21 protein-coding genes are annotated in these 19,161 nt (G+C 40.5%); 10 read left to right on the top strand and 11 right to left on the bottom strand.

Annotated features, from left to right (window positions below; all coding sequences use genetic code 11):
• The first annotated feature begins 195 nt into the window (after window positions 1-195).
• Window positions 196-450, top strand: coding sequence for a hypothetical protein (locus tag IM450_RS16495; RefSeq protein ID WP_002750132.1), 255 nt, complete (start codon window positions 196-198; stop codon window positions 448-450).
• A gap of 92 nt (window positions 451-542) precedes the next feature.
• Here IM450_RS16495 and IM450_RS16500 read toward each other — a convergent pair whose 3' ends face one another.
• A complete protein-coding gene (locus IM450_RS16500; RefSeq protein WP_110578544.1) occupies window positions 543-1,154 on the bottom strand; it encodes a Uma2 family endonuclease in 612 nt (203 codons plus the stop codon).
• Between the two features lie 369 nt (window positions 1,155-1,523).
• Between IM450_RS16500 and IM450_RS16505 the strand changes: the two genes are divergently transcribed.
• On the top strand, window positions 1,524-1,730 hold the full coding sequence (locus IM450_RS16505; RefSeq protein ID WP_002740011.1) for a hypothetical protein: 207 nt from the start codon (window positions 1,524-1,526) through the stop codon (window positions 1,728-1,730).
• A 78-nt stretch (window positions 1,731-1,808) separates the two neighbouring features.
• Here the strand turns inward: IM450_RS16505 and IM450_RS16510 are convergent, their stop codons facing one another.
• The 3 genes from IM450_RS16510 to IM450_RS16520 form a co-directional block, all read right to left on the bottom strand.
• On the bottom strand, window positions 1,809-3,941 hold the full coding sequence (locus IM450_RS16510; protein WP_287670811.1) for a pentapeptide repeat-containing protein: 2,133 nt from the start codon (window positions 3,939-3,941) through the stop codon (window positions 1,809-1,811).
• Window positions 3,942-3,948: 7 nt separating this feature from the next.
• Window positions 3,949-4,389 (bottom strand): hypothetical protein, encoded by a 441-nt coding sequence (locus tag IM450_RS16515; protein WP_287670813.1) that lies wholly within the window; start codon window positions 4,387-4,389, stop codon window positions 3,949-3,951.
• Window positions 4,390-4,663: 274 nt separating this feature from the next.
• Window positions 4,664-4,897: a DUF1830 domain-containing protein gene (locus IM450_RS16520; RefSeq protein ID WP_287670815.1), complete on the bottom strand. Its 234-nt coding sequence runs from the start codon at window positions 4,895-4,897 to the stop codon at window positions 4,664-4,666.
• Between the two features lie 597 nt (window positions 4,898-5,494).
• On the opposite strand from IM450_RS16520, the gene IM450_RS16525 reads away from it, so the two are divergent.
• The 7 genes from IM450_RS16525 to IM450_RS16555 all read left to right on the top strand — a co-directional run bounded on the left by IM450_RS16525 (window position 5,495) and on the right by IM450_RS16555 (window position 11,642).
• Entirely contained in the window at window positions 5,495-6,577 is a 1,083-nt protein-coding gene (locus IM450_RS16525) for a hypothetical protein (protein WP_287670817.1), read from the top strand.
• 280 nt (window positions 6,578-6,857) lie between these two features.
• Entirely contained in the window at window positions 6,858-7,115 is a 258-nt protein-coding gene (locus tag IM450_RS16530) for a hypothetical protein (RefSeq protein WP_287670819.1), read from the top strand.
• 2 nt (window positions 7,116-7,117) lie between these two features.
• Window positions 7,118-7,558 carry a hypothetical protein gene (locus IM450_RS16535; protein ID WP_287670821.1) on the top strand — a complete coding sequence of 147 codons (441 nt, stop codon included), beginning with the start codon at window positions 7,118-7,120 and terminating at the stop codon, window positions 7,556-7,558.
• Window positions 7,558-8,148 (top strand): RES family NAD+ phosphorylase, encoded by a 591-nt coding sequence (locus IM450_RS16540; RefSeq protein ID WP_287670823.1) that lies wholly within the window; start codon window positions 7,558-7,560, stop codon window positions 8,146-8,148. The genes IM450_RS16535 and IM450_RS16540 overlap by 1 nt, the downstream gene beginning before the upstream one ends.
• 531 nt (window positions 8,149-8,679) lie before the next feature.
• Entirely contained in the window at window positions 8,680-9,246 is a 567-nt protein-coding gene (locus tag IM450_RS16545; protein WP_002743664.1) for a nicotinate-nucleotide adenylyltransferase, read from the top strand.
• Window positions 9,243-9,971, top strand: coding sequence for an NUDIX hydrolase (locus tag IM450_RS16550; protein WP_287670825.1), 729 nt, complete (start codon window positions 9,243-9,245; stop codon window positions 9,969-9,971). The genes IM450_RS16545 and IM450_RS16550 overlap by 4 nt, the downstream gene beginning before the upstream one ends.
• Before the next feature lie 12 nt (window positions 9,972-9,983).
• The gene (locus IM450_RS16555; protein ID WP_287670827.1) at window positions 9,984-11,642 is read left to right on the top strand and encodes an NAD+ synthase; all 1,659 of its coding nucleotides are present in this window, start codon (window positions 9,984-9,986) and stop codon (window positions 11,640-11,642) included.
• A 105-nt stretch (window positions 11,643-11,747) separates the two neighbouring features.
• On the opposite strand, the gene ygfZ is transcribed toward IM450_RS16555, so the two are convergent.
• The 3 genes from ygfZ to gap are packed head-to-tail and all read right to left on the bottom strand — an operon-like array spanning window position 11,748 to window position 14,214.
• On the bottom strand, window positions 11,748-12,755 hold the full coding sequence (ygfZ, locus tag IM450_RS16560; RefSeq protein ID WP_287670829.1) for a CAF17-like 4Fe-4S cluster assembly/insertion protein YgfZ: 1,008 nt from the start codon (window positions 12,753-12,755) through the stop codon (window positions 11,748-11,750).
• Window positions 12,752-13,120 carry a hypothetical protein gene (locus tag IM450_RS16565; RefSeq protein WP_002802888.1) on the bottom strand — a complete coding sequence of 123 codons (369 nt, stop codon included), beginning with the start codon at window positions 13,118-13,120 and terminating at the stop codon, window positions 12,752-12,754. Before IM450_RS16565 ends, ygfZ begins: the two co-directional genes overlap by 4 nt.
• Before the next feature lie 59 nt (window positions 13,121-13,179).
• Window positions 13,180-14,214, bottom strand: coding sequence for a type I glyceraldehyde-3-phosphate dehydrogenase (gene gap, locus IM450_RS16570; protein WP_002739710.1), 1,035 nt, complete (start codon window positions 14,212-14,214; stop codon window positions 13,180-13,182).
• A gap of 549 nt (window positions 14,215-14,763) precedes the next feature.
• Between gap and IM450_RS16575 the strand changes: the two genes are divergently transcribed.
• Window positions 14,764-17,184 carry a phosphoketolase family protein gene (locus IM450_RS16575; protein WP_287670832.1) on the top strand — a complete coding sequence of 807 codons (2,421 nt, stop codon included), beginning with the start codon at window positions 14,764-14,766 and terminating at the stop codon, window positions 17,182-17,184.
• Here the strand turns inward: IM450_RS16575 and IM450_RS16580 are convergent, their stop codons facing one another.
• From IM450_RS16580 to IM450_RS16595, 4 genes are all read right to left on the bottom strand, one after another.
• Entirely contained in the window at window positions 17,185-17,604 is a 420-nt protein-coding gene (locus tag IM450_RS16580; protein WP_287670834.1) for a type II toxin-antitoxin system VapC family toxin, read from the bottom strand. It lies immediately after the preceding gene.
• A 3-nt stretch (window positions 17,605-17,607) separates the two neighbouring features.
• Window positions 17,608-17,868 carry a hypothetical protein gene (locus tag IM450_RS16585; RefSeq protein ID WP_002757302.1) on the bottom strand — a complete coding sequence of 87 codons (261 nt, stop codon included), beginning with the start codon at window positions 17,866-17,868 and terminating at the stop codon, window positions 17,608-17,610.
• Between the two features lie 395 nt (window positions 17,869-18,263).
• Window positions 18,264-18,503 (bottom strand): type II toxin-antitoxin system HicA family toxin, encoded by a 240-nt coding sequence (locus tag IM450_RS16590; RefSeq protein WP_002754041.1) that lies wholly within the window; start codon window positions 18,501-18,503, stop codon window positions 18,264-18,266.
• Window positions 18,496-18,759: a type II toxin-antitoxin system HicB family antitoxin gene (locus tag IM450_RS16595; RefSeq protein WP_194033219.1), complete on the bottom strand. Its 264-nt coding sequence runs from the start codon at window positions 18,757-18,759 to the stop codon at window positions 18,496-18,498. Before IM450_RS16595 ends, IM450_RS16590 begins: the two co-directional genes overlap by 8 nt.
• Between the last annotated feature and the right edge of the window lie 402 nt (window positions 18,760-19,161).

Consider the following 19,161-nt stretch of genomic DNA (forward strand, 5'->3'; position numbering starts at 1 on the left):
TAGGGCATACCGGAACCTTTGGGCTCGATCCAATAAACGCTTGGGGAGAGAATACCTCTACTTTTTCAGAAGCAATTCTGTCTAAGCAAGTAATCTCTGTGAACCAAGAATCCCCGTCTCTTTAGAGCGGGGAGTGTCAAAACAGGTTTGGCAAAATACTTCCCTAACTATTCCCCAATCTTTCCCCGATTTAAAATGATTTCCGGTCTTAATTATCTGAGCAAAGCTAGTTATCGCTGTATCTTGAGTTTAGGCAGTGCCGGCAGTATTTTAAGTCTCGCTAGTGCCAGCAGCATTTTAAGTCTGGTTAGTATCGGCAGTATGCTCAGTATTGGCAGTGTCGGCAGTATTCTCAGTATTGGCAGTGTCGGCAGTATTCTCAGTGTCGGCAGTGTCGGCAGTATCTTTGGCATCTTTCAATATCATTCTCTGCCTAACTATCCAGAGTAGTTCATTAGAACTAATCCTCACCGCTTCTTTACTGTGGGGCGATCGCTTTTTATGCAAACAAAATAGAAAGGTTATTAATCGGATTAAGGGATTTATGAGGCTGCGGCAAAACTAACACGACGATAAATTTCTAGCAAGGGAAGTTCAACGTTTAAACTCTCCAGAGGGATTATTTGACTAAGTTGATCGTAGGTTTGTAGTTGCCAGCGATCGCTCTGTGCGAGTCTGAAATATTGCTCAATGTAGGGTTCAGTTTGGCTAACGAGCAGATATTCACAAAAACTTGGCAGGGAACGATATTTTCTAAATTTATCACCTCGATCATAGGCTTCCGTGGCGGGGGAAAGCACCTCTACAATAAATAAAGGATTAAGAATTTCGTCTTTGCGATCGCCGTTAAATTCTGGTTCATGGTTAACAACCATGAGATCGGTATAGGTTCCACAATTATATTCAGGAATCCACAGCCGCAGATCGCTGTTATACAGACGAAAATCCCTATCTCTTAATAAAAATCCCAAAAAAACCGAGATATTGATCGCGATCGCGCTGTGGGTTGCGGTTCCTCCAGGCATAAGAATCATTTCTCCATGGCAATATTCATAACGTTCCTGAGAAGTTTCAGCGATCGCCCGATATGCTTCCAAAGTGACAGGGGTTTTGGTGACTGTCGCAATAGTTGGTTTTTCTTGAGCGATAATCATCTTTGTCTTTCTCCGATATTCTAAGTGGCTGGTTATAATTAAATTAATAATGGATTTTAGGTTCGATCCCCCCTGCCCCCCTTGATAAGGGGGGTGCCGATAGGCGGGGGGATCCCCCTTGATAAGGGGGGCATCTGATAATTTTTAACCCCTACCCACTTATTAATTAATTTTATGGTTATTTTTTAGGGATTGTGGGGAAGCGATCGCTTTTTATCAAAATAGAATAGAAAGAGCGATCGCAGTTTTTCTGAGGTGAGAGAGAAAAATTTTTTAAGAGCAAACTATCGTTAATTTGATTGTATGTATTATAATTGAGTCGTTAAATTTAAACAAAATACTATACTGTCCTCATCGAGGTTATTGTTGATGAAATCAGAGTATGATCTCGCTAATATGAAAAGTCGTCCTAATCCTTTTGCTCAACAACTCAAGCGGCAGGTCACTTTACCTTTAAGGATTGATGTCATTGATTTCTTTGAAAAAAAAGCAAAAGAAAAAGGAATTTCTTATCAGGAACTAATTGATTTATATCTTCAGGATTGTGTGACAAACGACCGAGAAATTTCTTTTTAGCGATCGCTTTTTATCAAAATAGAATAGAAAGAGCGATCGCCTTGTGAGCATCAGTTAATAAAACAATAAAGTTCGGGGTCAGGTATTCAGGTTTGCTAATTGTTCCTGAATATTAGCTTGAGTAGAGAGTTTTTCGGATTTTTCCCATAGAGCGTTAAAGATACTTTTATCTGTCTCGACAACTCTTGTTTGATAGGAAATATAACCTGATTCTGTTTGACCATTCATAGTTCTTCTCGCTGTAAAAGAATTTCTGGGAACAGATAAGTTTTCGCTAATCAATAGGTTGGTATCATCCCAACGATAGCCTTCAATATCTTTGGCTTTTTCCTGACAAATACAAGCAACTTCTATGCCAGAGTTAAGTTGTTCCTGAATCACCTGTAAATGCTTTGGAGTCGGAACTTCAGGAAGAATAAAAACTCGTTGAATAGAAATTTTACTTTTTATTAGTTCTTCGTTAACTTCCCAGAATTTTTGACCAAGGGGATTATCCCACCAGATGGAATCTGTCATGGAGTGAACAGCCAAGATTCGAGATTGACTTTTAGGATCAATGTGTTTGAGTAGTTGAGCAACCTTTTCTAAACGGGATTCGCCGCTAATTTCAATGTTAATTTCAGGCATAATTGTGTTAGTCAAAATTGTGCCATCAAGGAGAGTTAGATTATTTTCATCTAATTTAACATCGGTCAAGTTAGCTCCCGTTAAATTAGCTTTGCTCAAATTGGCATGACTTAAATCGGCTCCTGTTAAATCAGCATTAGTTAAATTACCCCCCGAAAGATTAGCCTGACTGAAGTTACATCCCATCAATTTTGTCAATTCTGCATCGGAAAGATTGGCCTCACAATCCATTAAATTAACTTGGCTGAAATTGAGTCCCCGAAAATCTCGTTCGCCAATTTTGTGCAAATATGTCAATTCTTCCGTGCGATGAATATCGGGGTGATATTCATCGGGTGCATAAACGGCAATCATCGCTTTGACGTAGGCGAAAAAATAAGCCTTGAGAATATTTTCATGGGTGTAGATGGTAATCACTTCTTTACCATCATACTCAACCACCGCCTTGACAGTTACTTCTCCTTCTTGACCCGGTGTCAAGTTGGCTAAATAGATAGATTTAAGGGTATGTTTAACCTCAACTAAATGAGCTAGAGCCTCATTAAAAGCAGTACAAAGTGCATCTACTGAACCTTTTTTAAAGGCTGATTCAGTGTAACGTTTTTGAGTTTTTGTATTACATAGGATAACTGTCGCAGCAGTTAAATTGTTATTAGCACAAAGAATTTCAAAGTTCTCAATTTTCCAGCCTTGAAAAAGCAAAAGATTATCTTCAAAGAATAAGTTTTGTTGAGGCTCGTTTTCTACAAGCTGATTGAGTTTTTCTTTTTCATGTTCCATTGCCGCTTTACCGAGATTTTTGAGAGTTCTTTCGATAGAAGCTGGCGAGGTATCTTTCCCTAAAGACTGTAAGAATAGGGAAGGGGACCCCACAAAAGGATATCCACTGGCAATGAATTCTCGATCTCTGATGGTGATAATACCTGCTAGGCTATACTTTCTGGCAATCTCAACTTGAATTGCCGTTTTTAAATTAACGTTGGGATATTTTTCTAGGTCAATTTCTTTCAAGTTAACTTGACCGACGTTAATCTTACTCAGAAGTTCAATGATCGAACGATTGGCATCTTCTCTAGATTTCAGATTTTTGATATTATGCCAAATTTTGATTAATCCCATTTCCCCAATGTAAGGATTAATTTTTCCCTCTAAAACAAGTCCCATAACCCTAGCAGCTTCCCTGTTAAGAGTCGTCTGATTTCGTAATAAAAACTCTTCAATCAGATCAGCATCAATTAGGACTTTTGGAGCTTGAGAATTGTTATCTTTTGATTGGAATACCTCTAAGTTATCCAGAAAAAAATCAATACCTATTGGAGTCAAAACTTTTTGGGTAGCCGCTTTATGCAGACTAAGCTTAATTTCGTACTGCACAAAATCATCAGATTCGTTTTCGAGATTATTTCTCAAATCCCAAAGTTTTTTAATAAGTTGAGGCTCAGGATATTCTCCCAATTTCCTTATGATTTCAGCACGGCAATCGCTATCCTGTTCATTGTCTAGTTGAGCTAACAACCCATTAATAATGTCAGCACGGGGAGTGACCGATGGTAGTATCTCGCACAATAACTCTGTGTTTTCCATTTTTAAATCAATCTCCTTGATTGGTGGTATTCTGATCAACAATAATTGGGTCTGAAGCAGAAGGCTCCTCTAATTGCGAATTTTCAGCGTAGCGTGTTGGCAAAACTCTCACTAATTCATCGTCATTAATGTCAAGAAGATAGCCCTTTTTAAAGAGAATCCTTCTTAGGGAAGTAATTCCCAGACGATCACTGTCATCTAAATCAAGGGAAAGTTTAAGTTCGGCTCCTAGATTTTTGTTGAAATCTGCGTTTAGATTTTTGCCGCTGCTATGATTGAACTTTTCAGCCAAATCATCGGCGGAATAAAGCCCTGTAGCCGCCAGATAGAACATAATTTTGTACTTTTCAGATAGGGGTTCGATTTCTTTCAACAAAGCTTGTAGCTTGGGTATATCCAAACCACAGTTTCTTGCCTGCTTTTGGGCATCACACAGTGATGGTGCCATAGAAGTCTTTCTCCTTCGCTTGGGGTGATCCTCGATCCTAAGGTAATCAACATAGCTGTATTTGTAGTCACCGATACTGTTTCAAAGTGTATTGCAATAATAACCAGAAAGTTATATTGCTTCTGAGATAGTCCCATAAAACCAAAAGAGAAATCAACCAACAATTATTGCAAGACCCAAAATCTGGTAGGGGTTTAGTTTCCAAATCCAGAAACTGCAAGGCTTGGCGACCAATCCCCTCCTTAATTTTGGCAAGACCTTAATCAGACGATCCTTATATCGCCAATTCTCGACACGGAATTCTATCTTCCAGCGTCATCGTAGCCATCTCATAGGTAAAAATATCTAAGTGTCCCTCTTCAGGAGCTTTAAAACAAAAATCTTGGCCTACCTCAACGACTCGCTCTAGCCATTGTCCCATAAAGTCAATTTTGAGAATAGCTGTTTTTTCTGTGCGGTTTACATATACACAGTTGATAATTGCTTGATTAACAGTTGCATTCGACATACCATTCCCCTCCATTTCTGCAATACGGGATGAAAGTTATGTATGTACGATAATTCAAAATTCTGGAATTGAAAACCAATAATTATTGCAAAGTTAAACCAACAATTGTTGCATCTTTAAATCTCAAATATTATGCAACTTTTGTAGGTTGACAGCCAATAATTTACTTGTACAATGAGGGACAAACTTGAAATAACAGGAGGCCAGTATGTCGCCCAGCCAAAAAGTTAAAGTTCTCCTAATATCTTCCACTCTTGTCGTTCAATTGACTGCCCCTCCAATGGTTGCCATACCCTACACAACCTCAGCGTGGCTAATCACGGAACTGTTGCCAAGAAAAAATTGATGAGCCTAGATTACTAAAGCCACAATTTGGTAAGCATTTGGTTTCCAAAACTATAAAATTAAAAGCCAATAATTATTGCAAGCTCAAGCCAACAATTGTTGCATCTTTAAACCAATAATTATTGCAAAAAATAATATATTTTTCTACAAAAAAAACAACAATAATTGGTTGAGTTCTTTATTGAGATCGTTGAAAATAATATAAAAAGGTGGTATTGCTACCACCCATCAAACTAAGTTTTTGTGATTTTTATGTTACTACAAAATTGTTCATCTTCGGATACTCGTGAACAAATTCACGAAAAGACTGGGTTTCTGCCAGAATCTTGGGTTACTTGGTTAGTCGCTAAACCTCGCACAGGACAAGCGACACGCCGAAAAACAGCAGGGGAAGAAATCTCTCTAACCTTTTTACTTTTTGCCTTTGGTCTTCTCATCAGCAATTATGCCTTTGTAGATAATGCCTACCTGTGGGCAATTCCCATTAGTCAAGTCTGTTTACTCTCATCTTTACGGATGCAACGGCTAACCATTATGCACGCTTGCTCTCATAATGCTGTTTTTGCCAATCCTTTTTGGAATGAAGTGTTAGGGGAATTCATTTCAATTCTTACTCTCTCCATGCCTTTTAATAGTTACAAGAAAAAGCATTGCGAAACTCACCATTCCAAAGGATTAATGCGCCCCGGTGATGAAACCTTTGAGTTTTTTTACAAAGCGGGTTTCCGTCCAGAGATGAGTCCGCAGCAAGCATGGCAACACTTAACTAAGCTTATTTTTTCTGCGACTTTCCACTGCCGTCAATTTGGCGATCGCCTAAAAGGAACGTTTTTTTCAACGGACGTAAAACACAACTGGCTGGCTGTCGGTTTTTGGCTCTCGATTTTAAGTTTAGTGACCATTACCCATACTTGGGCCGGGTTTTTATTAGTGTTTGTTCCGACTCTGAGCGTGTTTTTCGAGATCAGTAGCGTACTACGCCAGTGTGTAGAACACAGATTTGCTAAGAAAACTGGCGAAATGACCTCTGCTATTTTTTGTTGCGAAGAGCTGGCTGTTTTCAATGATTTTGACCCCTTTTGGGTCAAATTTTGGGGAGAAACCCGTTGGTGGCTCCGGCTGTTTTTCTACCATTTACCCGTGCGACTGCTGATCCTGACGGGCGATAGTCCAGTACATGACTACCACCACCGACGACCGGCAAGCGATTGGGTAAATGCCCACAGCGATCGCCAAGCGGAAGTAGAAGCGGGTGTTTATTATTCCCACTCCTGGGGATTAGTAGAAGCCATCAACAAAACCTTTGAATCTCTAAGCAAAATGCCAACCCACTAAATTGAGGCTTGAGGGAGATAGTTACAAATGGCTTATCTCCCCAATTTTTTTTGGTTGACATTATCGGTAAGCGTCATTATCTCCGTTGCAACAATTGTTGGCTACAAATGGAGATCGGGATTATAATAAGAATTGTTGGTTGTTGAAAACCGAAGTCTGTGATAATGAGCAAGTTTCAGACGGATCATAGAGTCCAGGTCTAGGCTATTGAAACCTTTGTCTAGGATTATTTTCAGGTTTAGCAGTTCAACAGAAAAATTAAACATTTCTAGAGGAGCTTATGAAAGCAGCCGATTCAGCCATGAAAGCACTTAGCCACAAAACAGAAGATTGGAGTATAGCCGATGTCTCATCCTATTACCCCGATCAATGGGTGGTCGTAGAGATCACTGAGTGCGACAAATATGGCTGGCCAGAGAAAGGTAAGGTTATTGGGTATTCAGACGATAAAAGTAAGCTGATACAAGAGACTAAACATTTGAAGGGAGACTTATATTTGTTTTATACAGGTCTTGTTGACGGTGGTAGGGTTGCTTAAAAATGTTAGAATCTATACAAAAAACACAATCTCCTTTAGCTTTGGCCCCTGCGTTGGCAGCTGCCATTAAACGAGGCGAAGAAGCGAAGAAGCGGTTCCTATCTCAGCAAGGCGGAACCTTAACCAGCGCTGAGGTTTGTAGTGTTTTAGCCTGTAGTTCTTTGGAATTAGAAACTATGAGGCTCAATCATCAGGTCTTAGGTTTATCTGTCAACGAGGAATTAGTTTATCCCGCTTGGCAATTTATTGATGGCAAAGTTTTGTCAGGTTTAGACCAAGTGTTAGCCGTTTTAAAAGAAGATGGTGCTTGGACACAAATGCTCTTTCTGCTCACGGGTGATATTCGTTTAGAGGGAGCAACCCCGCTAGAAAAACTCCAAAAGGGAGAAATCGAGCCAGTGGTTTTGGCCGCTAAGTGCTACGGGAGTCATAGCGCAGCGTAATGGGTTTGCCTCCTTTTCCCCTCCCACCAGACGATTTTAGTCAGCGTCAATTGCCCGTCATTGAAACCCCAGGCCCCTGGCTAAGATTAAATAAAACCGGACACCTTTCTAGTCTTCATTTTGACCGCAGTGGTAGCGGTCGTTTCGATGGGCCAAATCAGGGCTATGGGCTTCTCTATGTGGGTGATGAGTGCAGTACCTTTATTGAATGTTTTGGCCGAACATTTGACGGAGCCGTAACCGTTACAGCCCTAAGAAATAGAAATCTTTTTAGAATTAGAAGCGATCGCACTTTAGTGTTGGCCGACTTAACGGGGCCGGCCCTTGTTCGCATAGGAATAGATGCCCGCATTTCTTCTGGTGATTATGAATATTGTCGGACTTGGGGGCAGGCAATTTGGGAACATCCCCAAGGAGTAGATGGGATTAGATACCGTTCTCGTCATGATGATAGTGTCTATTCCGTTGGGCTTTTTGATCGGGTTAGAAACCATTTGCAAGAAGACAACTTAGGTAATTTATACGATGATAATTCATCCTGTTTAGGTGAAATTTTGGAGCATTATGATTATGCTCTTATTCAAGAATAAGTATCTTTTTGCAATAGGTGCATCTCATTTTTGTCAATCTACCAATTGGGATTTTTACGGGGAAACTCTCTTTTAAAATCGGGCATTACTTCCGATTTTATCACTCAATCCAAGCCTTTGGGGGGTTCTACCCCCCAAACCCCCCGTTGGGGGCGTGGCGCCGCCCCCAAACCCCCCGCGCATTAGCTTTTCGGTGGGATGCTTACACGCGATTGTTCATATTTTTGTACCAATTTAAGAGTCACTGATAAGTGCTGATTGTCGGTATTTCTGCAAATGTGAGATGCACCCTTTGCAATTAGACGCAATCTCCCCTATTCAGAACGGCCAAGTGTTAGGGAATTTTCTGTTAAGTTAATAGCAGCCCACTCGTCGCAAAACTTCAGTGATCACTGATTACTGATCACTGATTACTGATCACTGATCCTCTTGCCCTATTTTGGTAAAATCAACTATAATGGGGAGAAGTTAATCTTTGCCAAGCTTGAGCAGAGTTAAACGAATCCCTCAGTGAGCAAGCAATTGAACCCTATGCTTAAAATTGCCCTTTTTGGAACCAGTGCCGATCCTCCTACTGCCGGTCATCAAGCCATACTAAAATGGTTATCGGAACAGTACGATATTGTTGCAGTTTGGGCTGCCGATAATCCCTTTAAAAATCATCAAACCAGTCTCGAACATCGTCTGAGGATGTTAAATTTGCTCATCCGGGATATTCAACCCCCAAGGGATAATATACAACTGCGACGAGAATTAAGCGATCGACGTAGCTTAATTAGTGTGGAAAAAGCGCAAGCAATTTGGGGAGAACAGGAGGAATATACCCTAGTCATTGGTTCTGATTTAGCTGGACAAATTAGGCACTGGTATCGTAGCCAAGAATTACTAGAAAAAGTCAAAATTCTCGTGATTCCTCGTCCAGGCTATCCTATTAACCAAGATGATATTGAACAACTGCAAACATTGGGGGGTGATTGTCTAATTGCTGATGTATTTGCTCCGGCTGTATCCTCAACAGATTATCGAGAAAAAGGCGATAAACAGGCTGTTCCTGCACCGATTAAAGATTATATCGAAGGTCAAAAACTTTACGCATGAAACCGCCAAAGACCCTAGCTAATAAATCTCTAGCTGATTTTAAAGTGGGAGTTGATAACGTGATCTTTTCCGTTGATACCCAATTAAATCGGCTGCTGGTGCTTCTGATTAAACGACGGGAAGAACCTTTTAGTAATTACTGGAGTTTACCCGGAACTTTAGTGAGAAATGGGGAATCACTGGAAACGGCAGCCTATCGAATTTTAGCCGAGAAAATTAGTGTCAATAATCTCTATCTAGAACAGTTATATACTTTTGGCAGTCCAGAGGGAGATTCCCCGGCAGCGGCCGAGAGTTTTAGGGAACGTTATCTATCGGTGAGTTACTTCGCTTTAGTGCGGTTTGAGGAAGCAAAGTTAATCACTGAACGGGATTATAATATCACTTGGTATATGATTGATAAAGTGCCAGATTTAGCCTTTAATCACGGTCAAATTTTGGAATATGGCTGGCGAAGATTACGCAATAAAGTAGAATATAGTCCCGTCGCTTTTGAGGTTTTACCAGAATTATTTACTTTAAATGATCTTTATCAATTTTATGAGACAATTTTAGGTAAAAATTTTAGTGATTATTCTAACTTCAGAAATCGGCTATTGAAATTAGGATTTCTCAAGGATATGGGTTTAAAAGTCTCTCGTGGTGCCGGTCGTCCTGCTAGTTTATATCGCTTTGATGAAAAAGCTTTTGCTCCCTTTAAAGAGCAACCGTTAGTTTTTGTTTAAATAGGAAAAAATATGAGAATTGCTATCGCTCAATTAAATCCCATTGTTGGAGATATCGAAGGAAATGCCCAAAGAATTTTAGAGGCCGCTCAAACGGCATTTAATCAGGGAGCGGAATTACTTTTAACCCCGGAATTATCCCTCTGTGGTTATCCCCCCAGAGACTTGTTATTAAATCTGGGTTTTGTGGAGAAAATGTCTCGACAATTGCAATTATTGTCCCAACAATTACCAGAAAAGTTAGCCGTCTTAGTCGGTTTTGTCGAAAAAAATCCCTCGGCAACGGTCAGGGGAGAAAAGCCGTTATTTAATAGCATAGCTTTGTTAAAAAGTCAAGAGATTAAACAAATTTTTACTAAACGTTTATTGCCTACCTACGATGTTTTTGATGAGGATCGTTACTTTGCTTCTGGGAAAGAAAGTCAATATTTTCAAATAACAGAAAATAATGTAAAAATCGGTGTAACTATCTGTGAAGATGTTTGGAATGATGAACAATTTTGGGGTCAGCGTCAATACGCGGTTAATCCCATCGCCGATTTAGCTAATTTAGGAGTGGATTTAATCGTTAATCTTTCCGCTTCTCCCTACAGTGTCGGTAAGCAAAAATTGCGAGAATCTTTATTATCCCATAGTGCCACTAGATATAATTTACCGATAGTTTATGTCAATCAAGTGGGAGGTAATGATGATTTAATTTTTGATGGTGACAGCGTGGCTTTTAACCGACAAGGAGAAGTGATTTATCGCGCTCAGGCATTTACTTCTAGCCTAGAATTGATCGAGTTTAATCAAGATTTGTTACCCGCAGTTATTCATCCTTTACCCGTCGATGAAGATGAGGAAATTTATCGAGCTTTAGTCTTAGGAGTGCGAGATTATGTGCAGAAATGCGGTTTTAAACGGGTAATTTTCGGCTTGAGTGGTGGCATTGATTCCAGTTTAGTTGCCGCTATTGCCAGCGACGCATTAGGTAAAGAAAATGTTCTCGCTGTGATGATGCCTTCTCCCTATAGTTCCGACCATTCGATTAGCGATGCAGTGGCTTTAGTTAATAATTTAGGTATCAAAAGTGAGAAGTTAGCAATTAAAGAAATTATGACTGCTTATGATCAACTTTTAGAGCGGCTTTTCGCTGGGACTGATTTTGGTATTGCCGAAGAAAATCTTCAGTCACGCATTCGCGGTAATTTATTAATGGCTCTCTCTAATAAATTTGGTCATTTACTATTATCCACTGGCAATAAATCAGAAATGGCGGTGGGATATTGCACCCTTTACGGTGATATGAATGGTGGTTTAGCAGTGATTGCTGATGTGCCGAAAACCCGCGTTTATTCCCTCTGTCGCTGGTTAAATCGGCACGGGGAAATTATTCCCCTCAATGTGATTAATAAAGCTCCTAGTGCTGAATTAAAACCCAATCAGAAGGATCAAGATTCTTTACCTCCCTACGAGATTTTAGATGCTATTTTAGCACTATTAATCGATCGCCATCAATCCGCCGAACAAATTATCGCCGCCGGCTTTGAGCCTGAAATTGTGCAGAAAGTGATTAAATTAGTTAAAAATGCCGAATTTAAGCGCAAACAAGCTCCCCCGGTCTTAAAAATTAGCGATCGCGCTTTTGGCACTGGTTGGCGAATGCCTATCGCTAGTCGCTGGGGTTAGGGGGGTTTTTCAGTTATCAGTTATCAGTTGGGTTTCATACTTCAACCCAACCTACGTTCTTCATAATTCATAATTCATAATTCCCTCTCCCCACTTCTCACTTTTCTAGGGGTATTCGTGAGAGAGGAAGGGTAAGGGGATTAATTCTCCTGTTGCCTCGCCGATTTGTACTTTTAAACCCTCTCCTCCCGCTTTTGTTTTCACATAACCCAAGCCAAAATCCTCCAGCACACTGGTGAGTAAACCGACTTTTTGCGCTTCTAAAATAATCGGGGTATTGCTGGGGACGGGTTGGCTGAGTTTTATGCCCCAAAGTCTTTGTTTTACGCCTTTATAGGTGTTGAGACGGGCGATAGTTTCTTGACCAATATAACAGCCCTTATCAAAGACAATCGCTCGCCATAAACCGGCCTCTAAAGGGTTATAATCTTCGGTTAATTCTCGATCGACTGCTGGTCGGCCCTGATGGATTCTCAGGTATTCCCACACCTGCTCATCTGCGGGAGTAACGCCATTTTTAATTAAATTTTCCCAGAGGGGACCGGCTTCGGCGGCGGCAACGATTAAAGTGTATCCGGGTAGGTCTAAGCCGGTGCCGACGGCCACTCTCAGGGCGGGTTGAGAAAGGAGATAATGACTATGCTGCACCCCCGTTAAAATCTGCTCTGGAATGGCGATTTTTTGCAGGTATTGCCCGCTTTCAGTACCTATTAGGGTGACAATGGCAAAATTATCGGTTAAGTCGCTAATTTCCACCTTATCGAAGGGGAAAATATAGCGATCGATCAATTCCAGTAAAAATTGACGACGTTGGGGAGAAACGAGGATGAGGAGGGAATCATCGCCAGCGTAAACTGTGACAAAATCGAGGGTACGACCGGTAGAGTTAAGGAAAATTGTCTCACAACCCTGACCCGGTTTCAGGCGCTCGATCGCGTTACTGGTTTGATTGTGGAGAAAACGCAGTCGATCCTGGCCTTTTAATTCTAATAAACCCCAATCGGAGCGATCGATTAAAATTGTTTGGGATGCTAAATTTTGGGGATCATTACTGTAATTTTTCAGAAAATTAGCGGCATACTCTGCCTTGATCGTTTCTAAATCTGCTTTCATGGAGGTAAATTAGCGAATAATTGCTTAATAATGCGCTCGGTTTTCGTTTCCAAACTCTGCCAATCTAGTTCACCGGTGGGGTCGAGGAGACTGGTATCGATGGTGACGCTCTCTCCCTCATCGGTGGGATAATCGAGAAAACAGACTTGAAAACAAAGTTCCCAAATATTTACAGTAACGGAGCGATCGAGATAAGTCAAACAGAGCAGATAACTGGGATAGGGATCTTGAATTTCTGTATAAGTTCCTTTCCAGAGGGAATTTTCTAACTGTTTACGCAGATTATCCAGCACCCGAATAAATGCCGGCTGCATTAATAATTGTGCCTGTTCCCAAGCGGTAATATCTTTAAATTTTGGATTCATCTTATCAGTTATCGGTTATCAGTTATCAGTAAACAGTAAACTGATAACTGATAACTGATTTAGGCTGTTACGAGGGTTGCTTCCTTAGCTGCCATCATTTTCATCAGGTCTAACATCCGGCAGGAGTAACCCCATTCGTTATCGTACCAAGAGACGACCTTAAAGAAATTGGCATTAAGTTGAATGCCAGCTTTAGCATCAAAGATACTGGAACGGGGGTCAGTGATAAAGTCACTCGATACCACTTCCTCATCGGTATAACCGAGGATACCTTTCATCGGACCTTCGCTGGCGGCTTTCATAGCGGCGCAGATTTCCTCGTAACTGGTGGCTTTTTCGGTTTTAAAGGTTAAATCCACCGCCGAAACGTTGGGAGTTGGCACACGGAAGGCCATACCGGTTAATTTGCCTTTTAGGGAAGGAATAACTAGGGTTACTGCTTTGGCTGCTCCCGTGGAGGAGGGGATAATATTTTGACCGGCGCCGCGACCACCGCGCCAATCTTTTTTCGATGGACCATCGACGGTGGGTTGAGTGGCGGTCATCGAGTGTACCGTGGTCATTAATCCTTCCGCTAGTCCGAAGTTATCGTTAATAACTTTGGTGATCGGGGCTAAACAATTGGTGGTACAACTAGCGTTAGAGACGATCAGATCTTTAGCGGGATCGTACTCATTATCGTTAACGCCTAGTACAATGGTACGAATTTTGTCGGGATCTTTGGTGGGTGCGGAGATAACCACCCGTTTGGCCCCGGCTTCCAGGTGTTTTCCTGCCCCTTCCGCGGTGGTAAATAAACCAGTGGACTCGACCACATAATCGGCCCCAGTTGCACCCCAGGGCAGTTGAGCAGGGTCTTTAATCGAGTAACAGGGGATAAACTTACCATCCACGACGATGCCATCTTCTTTTGCTTCTACCGTACCCTGAAAACGTCCGTGGGTGGAGTCGTATTTGAGCAGATAGGCAATATTATCGGAGGGAACCAGATCATTTATACCAACAAACTCGAAATCAGGATTTTGGATACCCGCCCTAAAAACGAGGCGACCGATACGACCGAATCCGTTGATGGCGACTCTTACTTTTGTCATGAAAAAAACTCCTTTGCAGCTGCGATAAGCTTAGGCACGATCAAGAAAAAACAATCCGAGAATTGATTAGCCTGTAGAGAATCACTATATATGCTAATCAGCTTTTATTGATCGCTAGATGAAGTATAGAAAGATTTTAAGTTTCAGTGCTTCCAAGATAAAAAATCATCAATTTGCTACCCTAGTCGTCCTCGCCACCGGCATCGAGAAAACCTGATTAGGCCTTTGTCGAAAAAGTAAAATATGATTATATAGCCTTTTGGGAAAAGTTGACATTAAAAAATCATTAAAAGCTTTCTGAGAATGATTGATACCTAAGTTAAGAACATATTAATATGCCTTTAAAAGCCATTTAAAAACCCTGCCCGACTGACATAAATTCCCCTAGCCGGATTGGCAAAATATAGCTTATTTTAATAGTTTTTTACGCTCCGAAAGGTTAGACTCTTGATTACAGTTTGAAAACTGACCGAGGGTTAACCCTCTCGATGGAGAAATTGTCTATCAACTCTCTTAATCTCATCGTTCATAGATATTGGAGAAATATTCATGGTATTCGCACCAGAAAGACCCTTAACAGAGCAAAATCCCCTTTCTCAAGACGAACTCTACAAAACCCATGCCTATTGGCGCGCTTGTAACTATTTAGCTGTAGGTATGATTTATCTGCGCGATAATCCCCTGCTCAAAGAACATCTTAAACCCGAACACGTTAAGTATCGTTTACTTGGTCACTGGGGAGCAAGTCCGGCCTTAAGTTTTACCTACGTTCACCTCAACCGTTTAATCAAAAAATACGACCTCGATGTGATTTTTATGGCAGGTCCTGGCCATGGAGCGCCGGGGGTACTCGGTCCGGTTTATCTAGAAGGAACCTATTCGGAAATTTACCCCGATAAAAGTGAAGACGAGGAAGGATTACAAAAATTCTTTAAACAATTTTCTTTTCCCGGTCACATCGGTAGTCACGTCACCCCCGAAACCCCCGGTTCTATCCATGAGGGCGGCGAACTGGGTTATAGTGTTTCCCATGCCTACGGTTCTGTTTTCGACAATCCCGACCTAATTACGGCCGTGGTGGTGGGTGATGGGGAAGCAGAAACCGGCCCCCTTGCCACCGCATGGCACTCGAATAAATTCCTTAACCCGATTCGCGATGGTGCGGTACTGCCAATTTTAAACTTAAACGGTTATAAAATCGCTAATCCCACCATTCTCTCCCGTATTTCGACGCACGAGTTAGAAAGTCTCTTTGTCGGTTACGGTTACACTCCCTACATCGTCGAATGTAAGGAAGATGAAGACCTCATGCACTGCCATCAAAAAATGGCCGCTACCCTAGAACACTGTATCAATCAGATTCGCTCCTATCAACAGGAAGCTCGCAGCACGGGAGTGGCTAAACGTTACCCCTGGCCGATGATTATCCTCCGGTCTCCCAAGGGTTGGACAGGTCCGAAAAACGTTGATGGTCATAAAGTGGAAGGATTCTGGCGCGCTCACCAAGTCCCCATGGGTGCTATGCAGGAAAACCCCGAACACTTGAGAAAATTAGAGGAGTGGATGAAAAGCTATAACCCGGAGGAATTATTTGACTATACCACGGGTAAATTTAAGCCGGAATTTAAAGAACTCGCTCCTAGGGGTCATCGTCGCATGAGTGCTAATCCGCACGCTAATGGCGGATTGCTGCGTAAAGACCTAAAAATGCCCGATTTTCGTCAGTATGCCGTAGATGTCACCCACCCGGGCCAAGTGGAAGCGGAAAACACGGGAGTGATGGGGGTATTTTTGCGGGATGTAATGCGAAATAATATGACTAATTTTCGCGTTTTTGGTCCCGATGAAACCGCTTCTAATCGTTTAGCGGCTCTCTATGAAGTGACTAAAAAAGCTTGGTTAGCTGATACCTATCCAGAGGATTTAGATGGTAGCCAATTATCTCCCGATGGTCGTGTGATGGAGATGCTGAGTGAACATACTTTAGTCGGTTGGTTAGAGGGTTATTTATTATCCGGTCGTCACGGTTTATTTCACTCCTACGAGGCTTTTGCCCACGTTATTGATTCCATGTTCAACCAACACGCTAAATGGCTCGATATCTGCAAAAATCATGTGCCTTGGCGTGCTTCTGTTTCCTCTTGGAATCTGTTATTATCCTCGGTAGTTTGGCGGCAGGATCACAATGGTTTTAGTCACCAAGACCCCGGTTTTATCGATTTAGTAACCAATAAAAGTGCCGACGTGGTGCGGGTTTATCTTCCCCCCGATGGGAATTGTTTATTAAGTGTGGCTAATCACTGTCTCAAGAGCAAGGATTACACTAATATTATCGTTGCTGATAAACAGAAACACCTGCAATACTTGACCATTGAAGAAGCAATTAAACACTGCACCAAAGGTATCGGTATTTGGGCTTGGGCAAGTAACGATGATGACGGAATCAATCCCGATGAACCGGATGTAATTATGGCTTGCTGTGGGGATATTGTCACTAAAGAATCTTTAGCAGCAACGGCAATTCTCTGGGAGGAATTCCCTTACTTAAAAGTTCGCTTTATCAATGTGGTTGATCTGTTTAAATTACAGTCGGAAAGTGAACACCCTCACGGTTTATCGGAACGGGATTTTGATAGTTTATTTACCCCTGATAAGCCAATTATTTTTAATTTTCACGGTTATCCTTGGCTGATTCATAAACTTACCTACCGTCGCAGTAATCAGGAACGTATTCATGTGCGCGGTTACAAAGAAGAAGGGAATATTAATACTCCCCTAGAATTAGCGATTCGTAACCAAGTTGATCGTTTTCATTTAGTAATAGATGTGATTGATCGCGTGCCGAAATTAGGTTCTGCTGCCGGTCATGTGAAAGAACGGATGAAAAATGCTATTATCGATAATCTCGATTATGCTTTTACCAATGGTATCGATAAGGACGAGATTACTAACTGGAAATGGCCCTATTAATTAGGCTAGAAAGTGGTTTAGGTGATGATAATTTATTAGTTTATCGATAAATTTCATCTTCCTATTCCACTTAAATAGATTTAATTTACTGATCCAATTAAAATCATCAATATTGCGAGTTACAATTGTTAAATTATAAACGAAAGCTGTTCCCGCAATAATGGCATCTCCTAAGGACATCTTTCTGATTTGTTTTAAAGTTACTGCTTGGTTAATTACAGGTTGAGAGATGGGTAAAATTTGAGAAGCATTAAAAAATTCTTCAAAATAGACTTTATCCTGATGAGTTAACCGATGGTAGCCTAAAACTTCCAGATAGGATAAAGCAGATACATAAGGAGAATTTTCTGCAATAAACTCCCGGAGAAACTCATTTTCCAATTGAGCGGCATAGATAATAATATTACTATCTAATAACATGATTTAATCCCGATCAGGAAGAGAGCGATCGCACCGATTTTGTTGTTGCCACTGTTGGGTATCAACATCAGTAAAAGTATTATTATTAGCAATTTTTTTCAAAGCATTGGCCATTTTTTGACCGTTAGATCGATTTTCACCAATAATATTTTCTTCTAGTAAGGTAATATAAACATTAACAGGATATTCGGAGTTGATTTCAGGGGTTTCATCAAGCCATTGAAGGGTATTATTTTTCAAAATTGCTTTAAAGGTTTTTACCATAGTTTTCTCCGCCGTTAAATGATACAGGATAAATGATTCAGACTAGCCCTAACCCAATTTTAACACAAGACCAACCCAACAAACTCCCCTGAACTCAATCTTTTAAATTAACGTCTTTGGATCATTTCATAATCAAAAGTTCATTACCAGAGTGAAAAAATTAGGCAAAATGGTGATAGTCACTTTACCTGTTTTTAAGGCAGGCTAATTTATCGACGATGACTGGGTGAAAATTAATCATTAAATCAATTTATAACAAGCAATCGAGGGTTTTACTCTTGTGTTAATGTACCTTAAAAACTAGCTTTGGCTTTATTTTAGCTTTTGGAAATAAAATTAAGATAAAGCGTACTAGAATAGATAATTTCTTCGTTTGAAAAAACGCATTCAATCATCTATTTTAATAAATGTTCTATTTCTTCATCTGTAAAACCAAATTGTCTAAAAATTCGTAAAACATAAGCAGGGGACATTTCTTTTGCACCTATATCGATAGGAACGATTCGACGTTGATTATACAATACTCTACAATATAAACGATGATCACCTTTTCCTTCTCGATAAAATTGACGGCCTCCTTTTTCAAGAATTTTGATTAGTGCTTTGGGTTTAAGAGAAGGAATATTTTTAGGCATAAACTTTTCTGAGTTCGTAAGTTTCGGGAGTTTCAGAATCTCCCACAGTTAAAAATTCATGAAGTTCGTCTATAGGAATAGGACTGGTATAGATATTGGCTTGATCACGATAAATCTCCCAAAAAGATTCAATCGCTTCTTTTAGTTTCTCAATAGCTTTTTCCTGAGTTTCTCCTTGTCCAACTAATCCATTTTCAAGACATAATGAAACCCAATAGTCTGCACTTTTTCTCAGAATAACGGTATAAAAGTTCATGGTGATTGTTCCGTTGAAATTTTAATCGGAGATTATAATTTACTCCAGCTTAATTTTAACACAAGACCAACCCAACAAACTGCCTTGCCTCAATCTTTTAAATTATAGACAACAAATAAGGCGCATTATACTGTGTTAATGCACCCGATAAAAAAGCGATCGCACTTTCAATATTCTGCCAAATGCGATCACAAATCCCCATTTTTACATAAAAAATGATAATATAAAACTCAAATTTGAACTATTGTTGTGGAAAGATACTATAGCAATTCCATTTGATACGTAAATAGAGCTTGCTATGGTAAAATAAAAACGTTCTGCCAAGAAATGAAAGAAAAAAGCAAATGGAAACCAATCAAAATGAAAGAGAAAGACAAATAGAGGGTTTAATCAATTTTATAA

This window comes from Microcystis sp. M083S1, from assembly GCF_020246405.1.
GTDB classification, from domain to species: domain Bacteria; phylum Cyanobacteriota; class Cyanobacteriia; order Cyanobacteriales; family Microcystaceae; genus Microcystis; species Microcystis aeruginosa_C.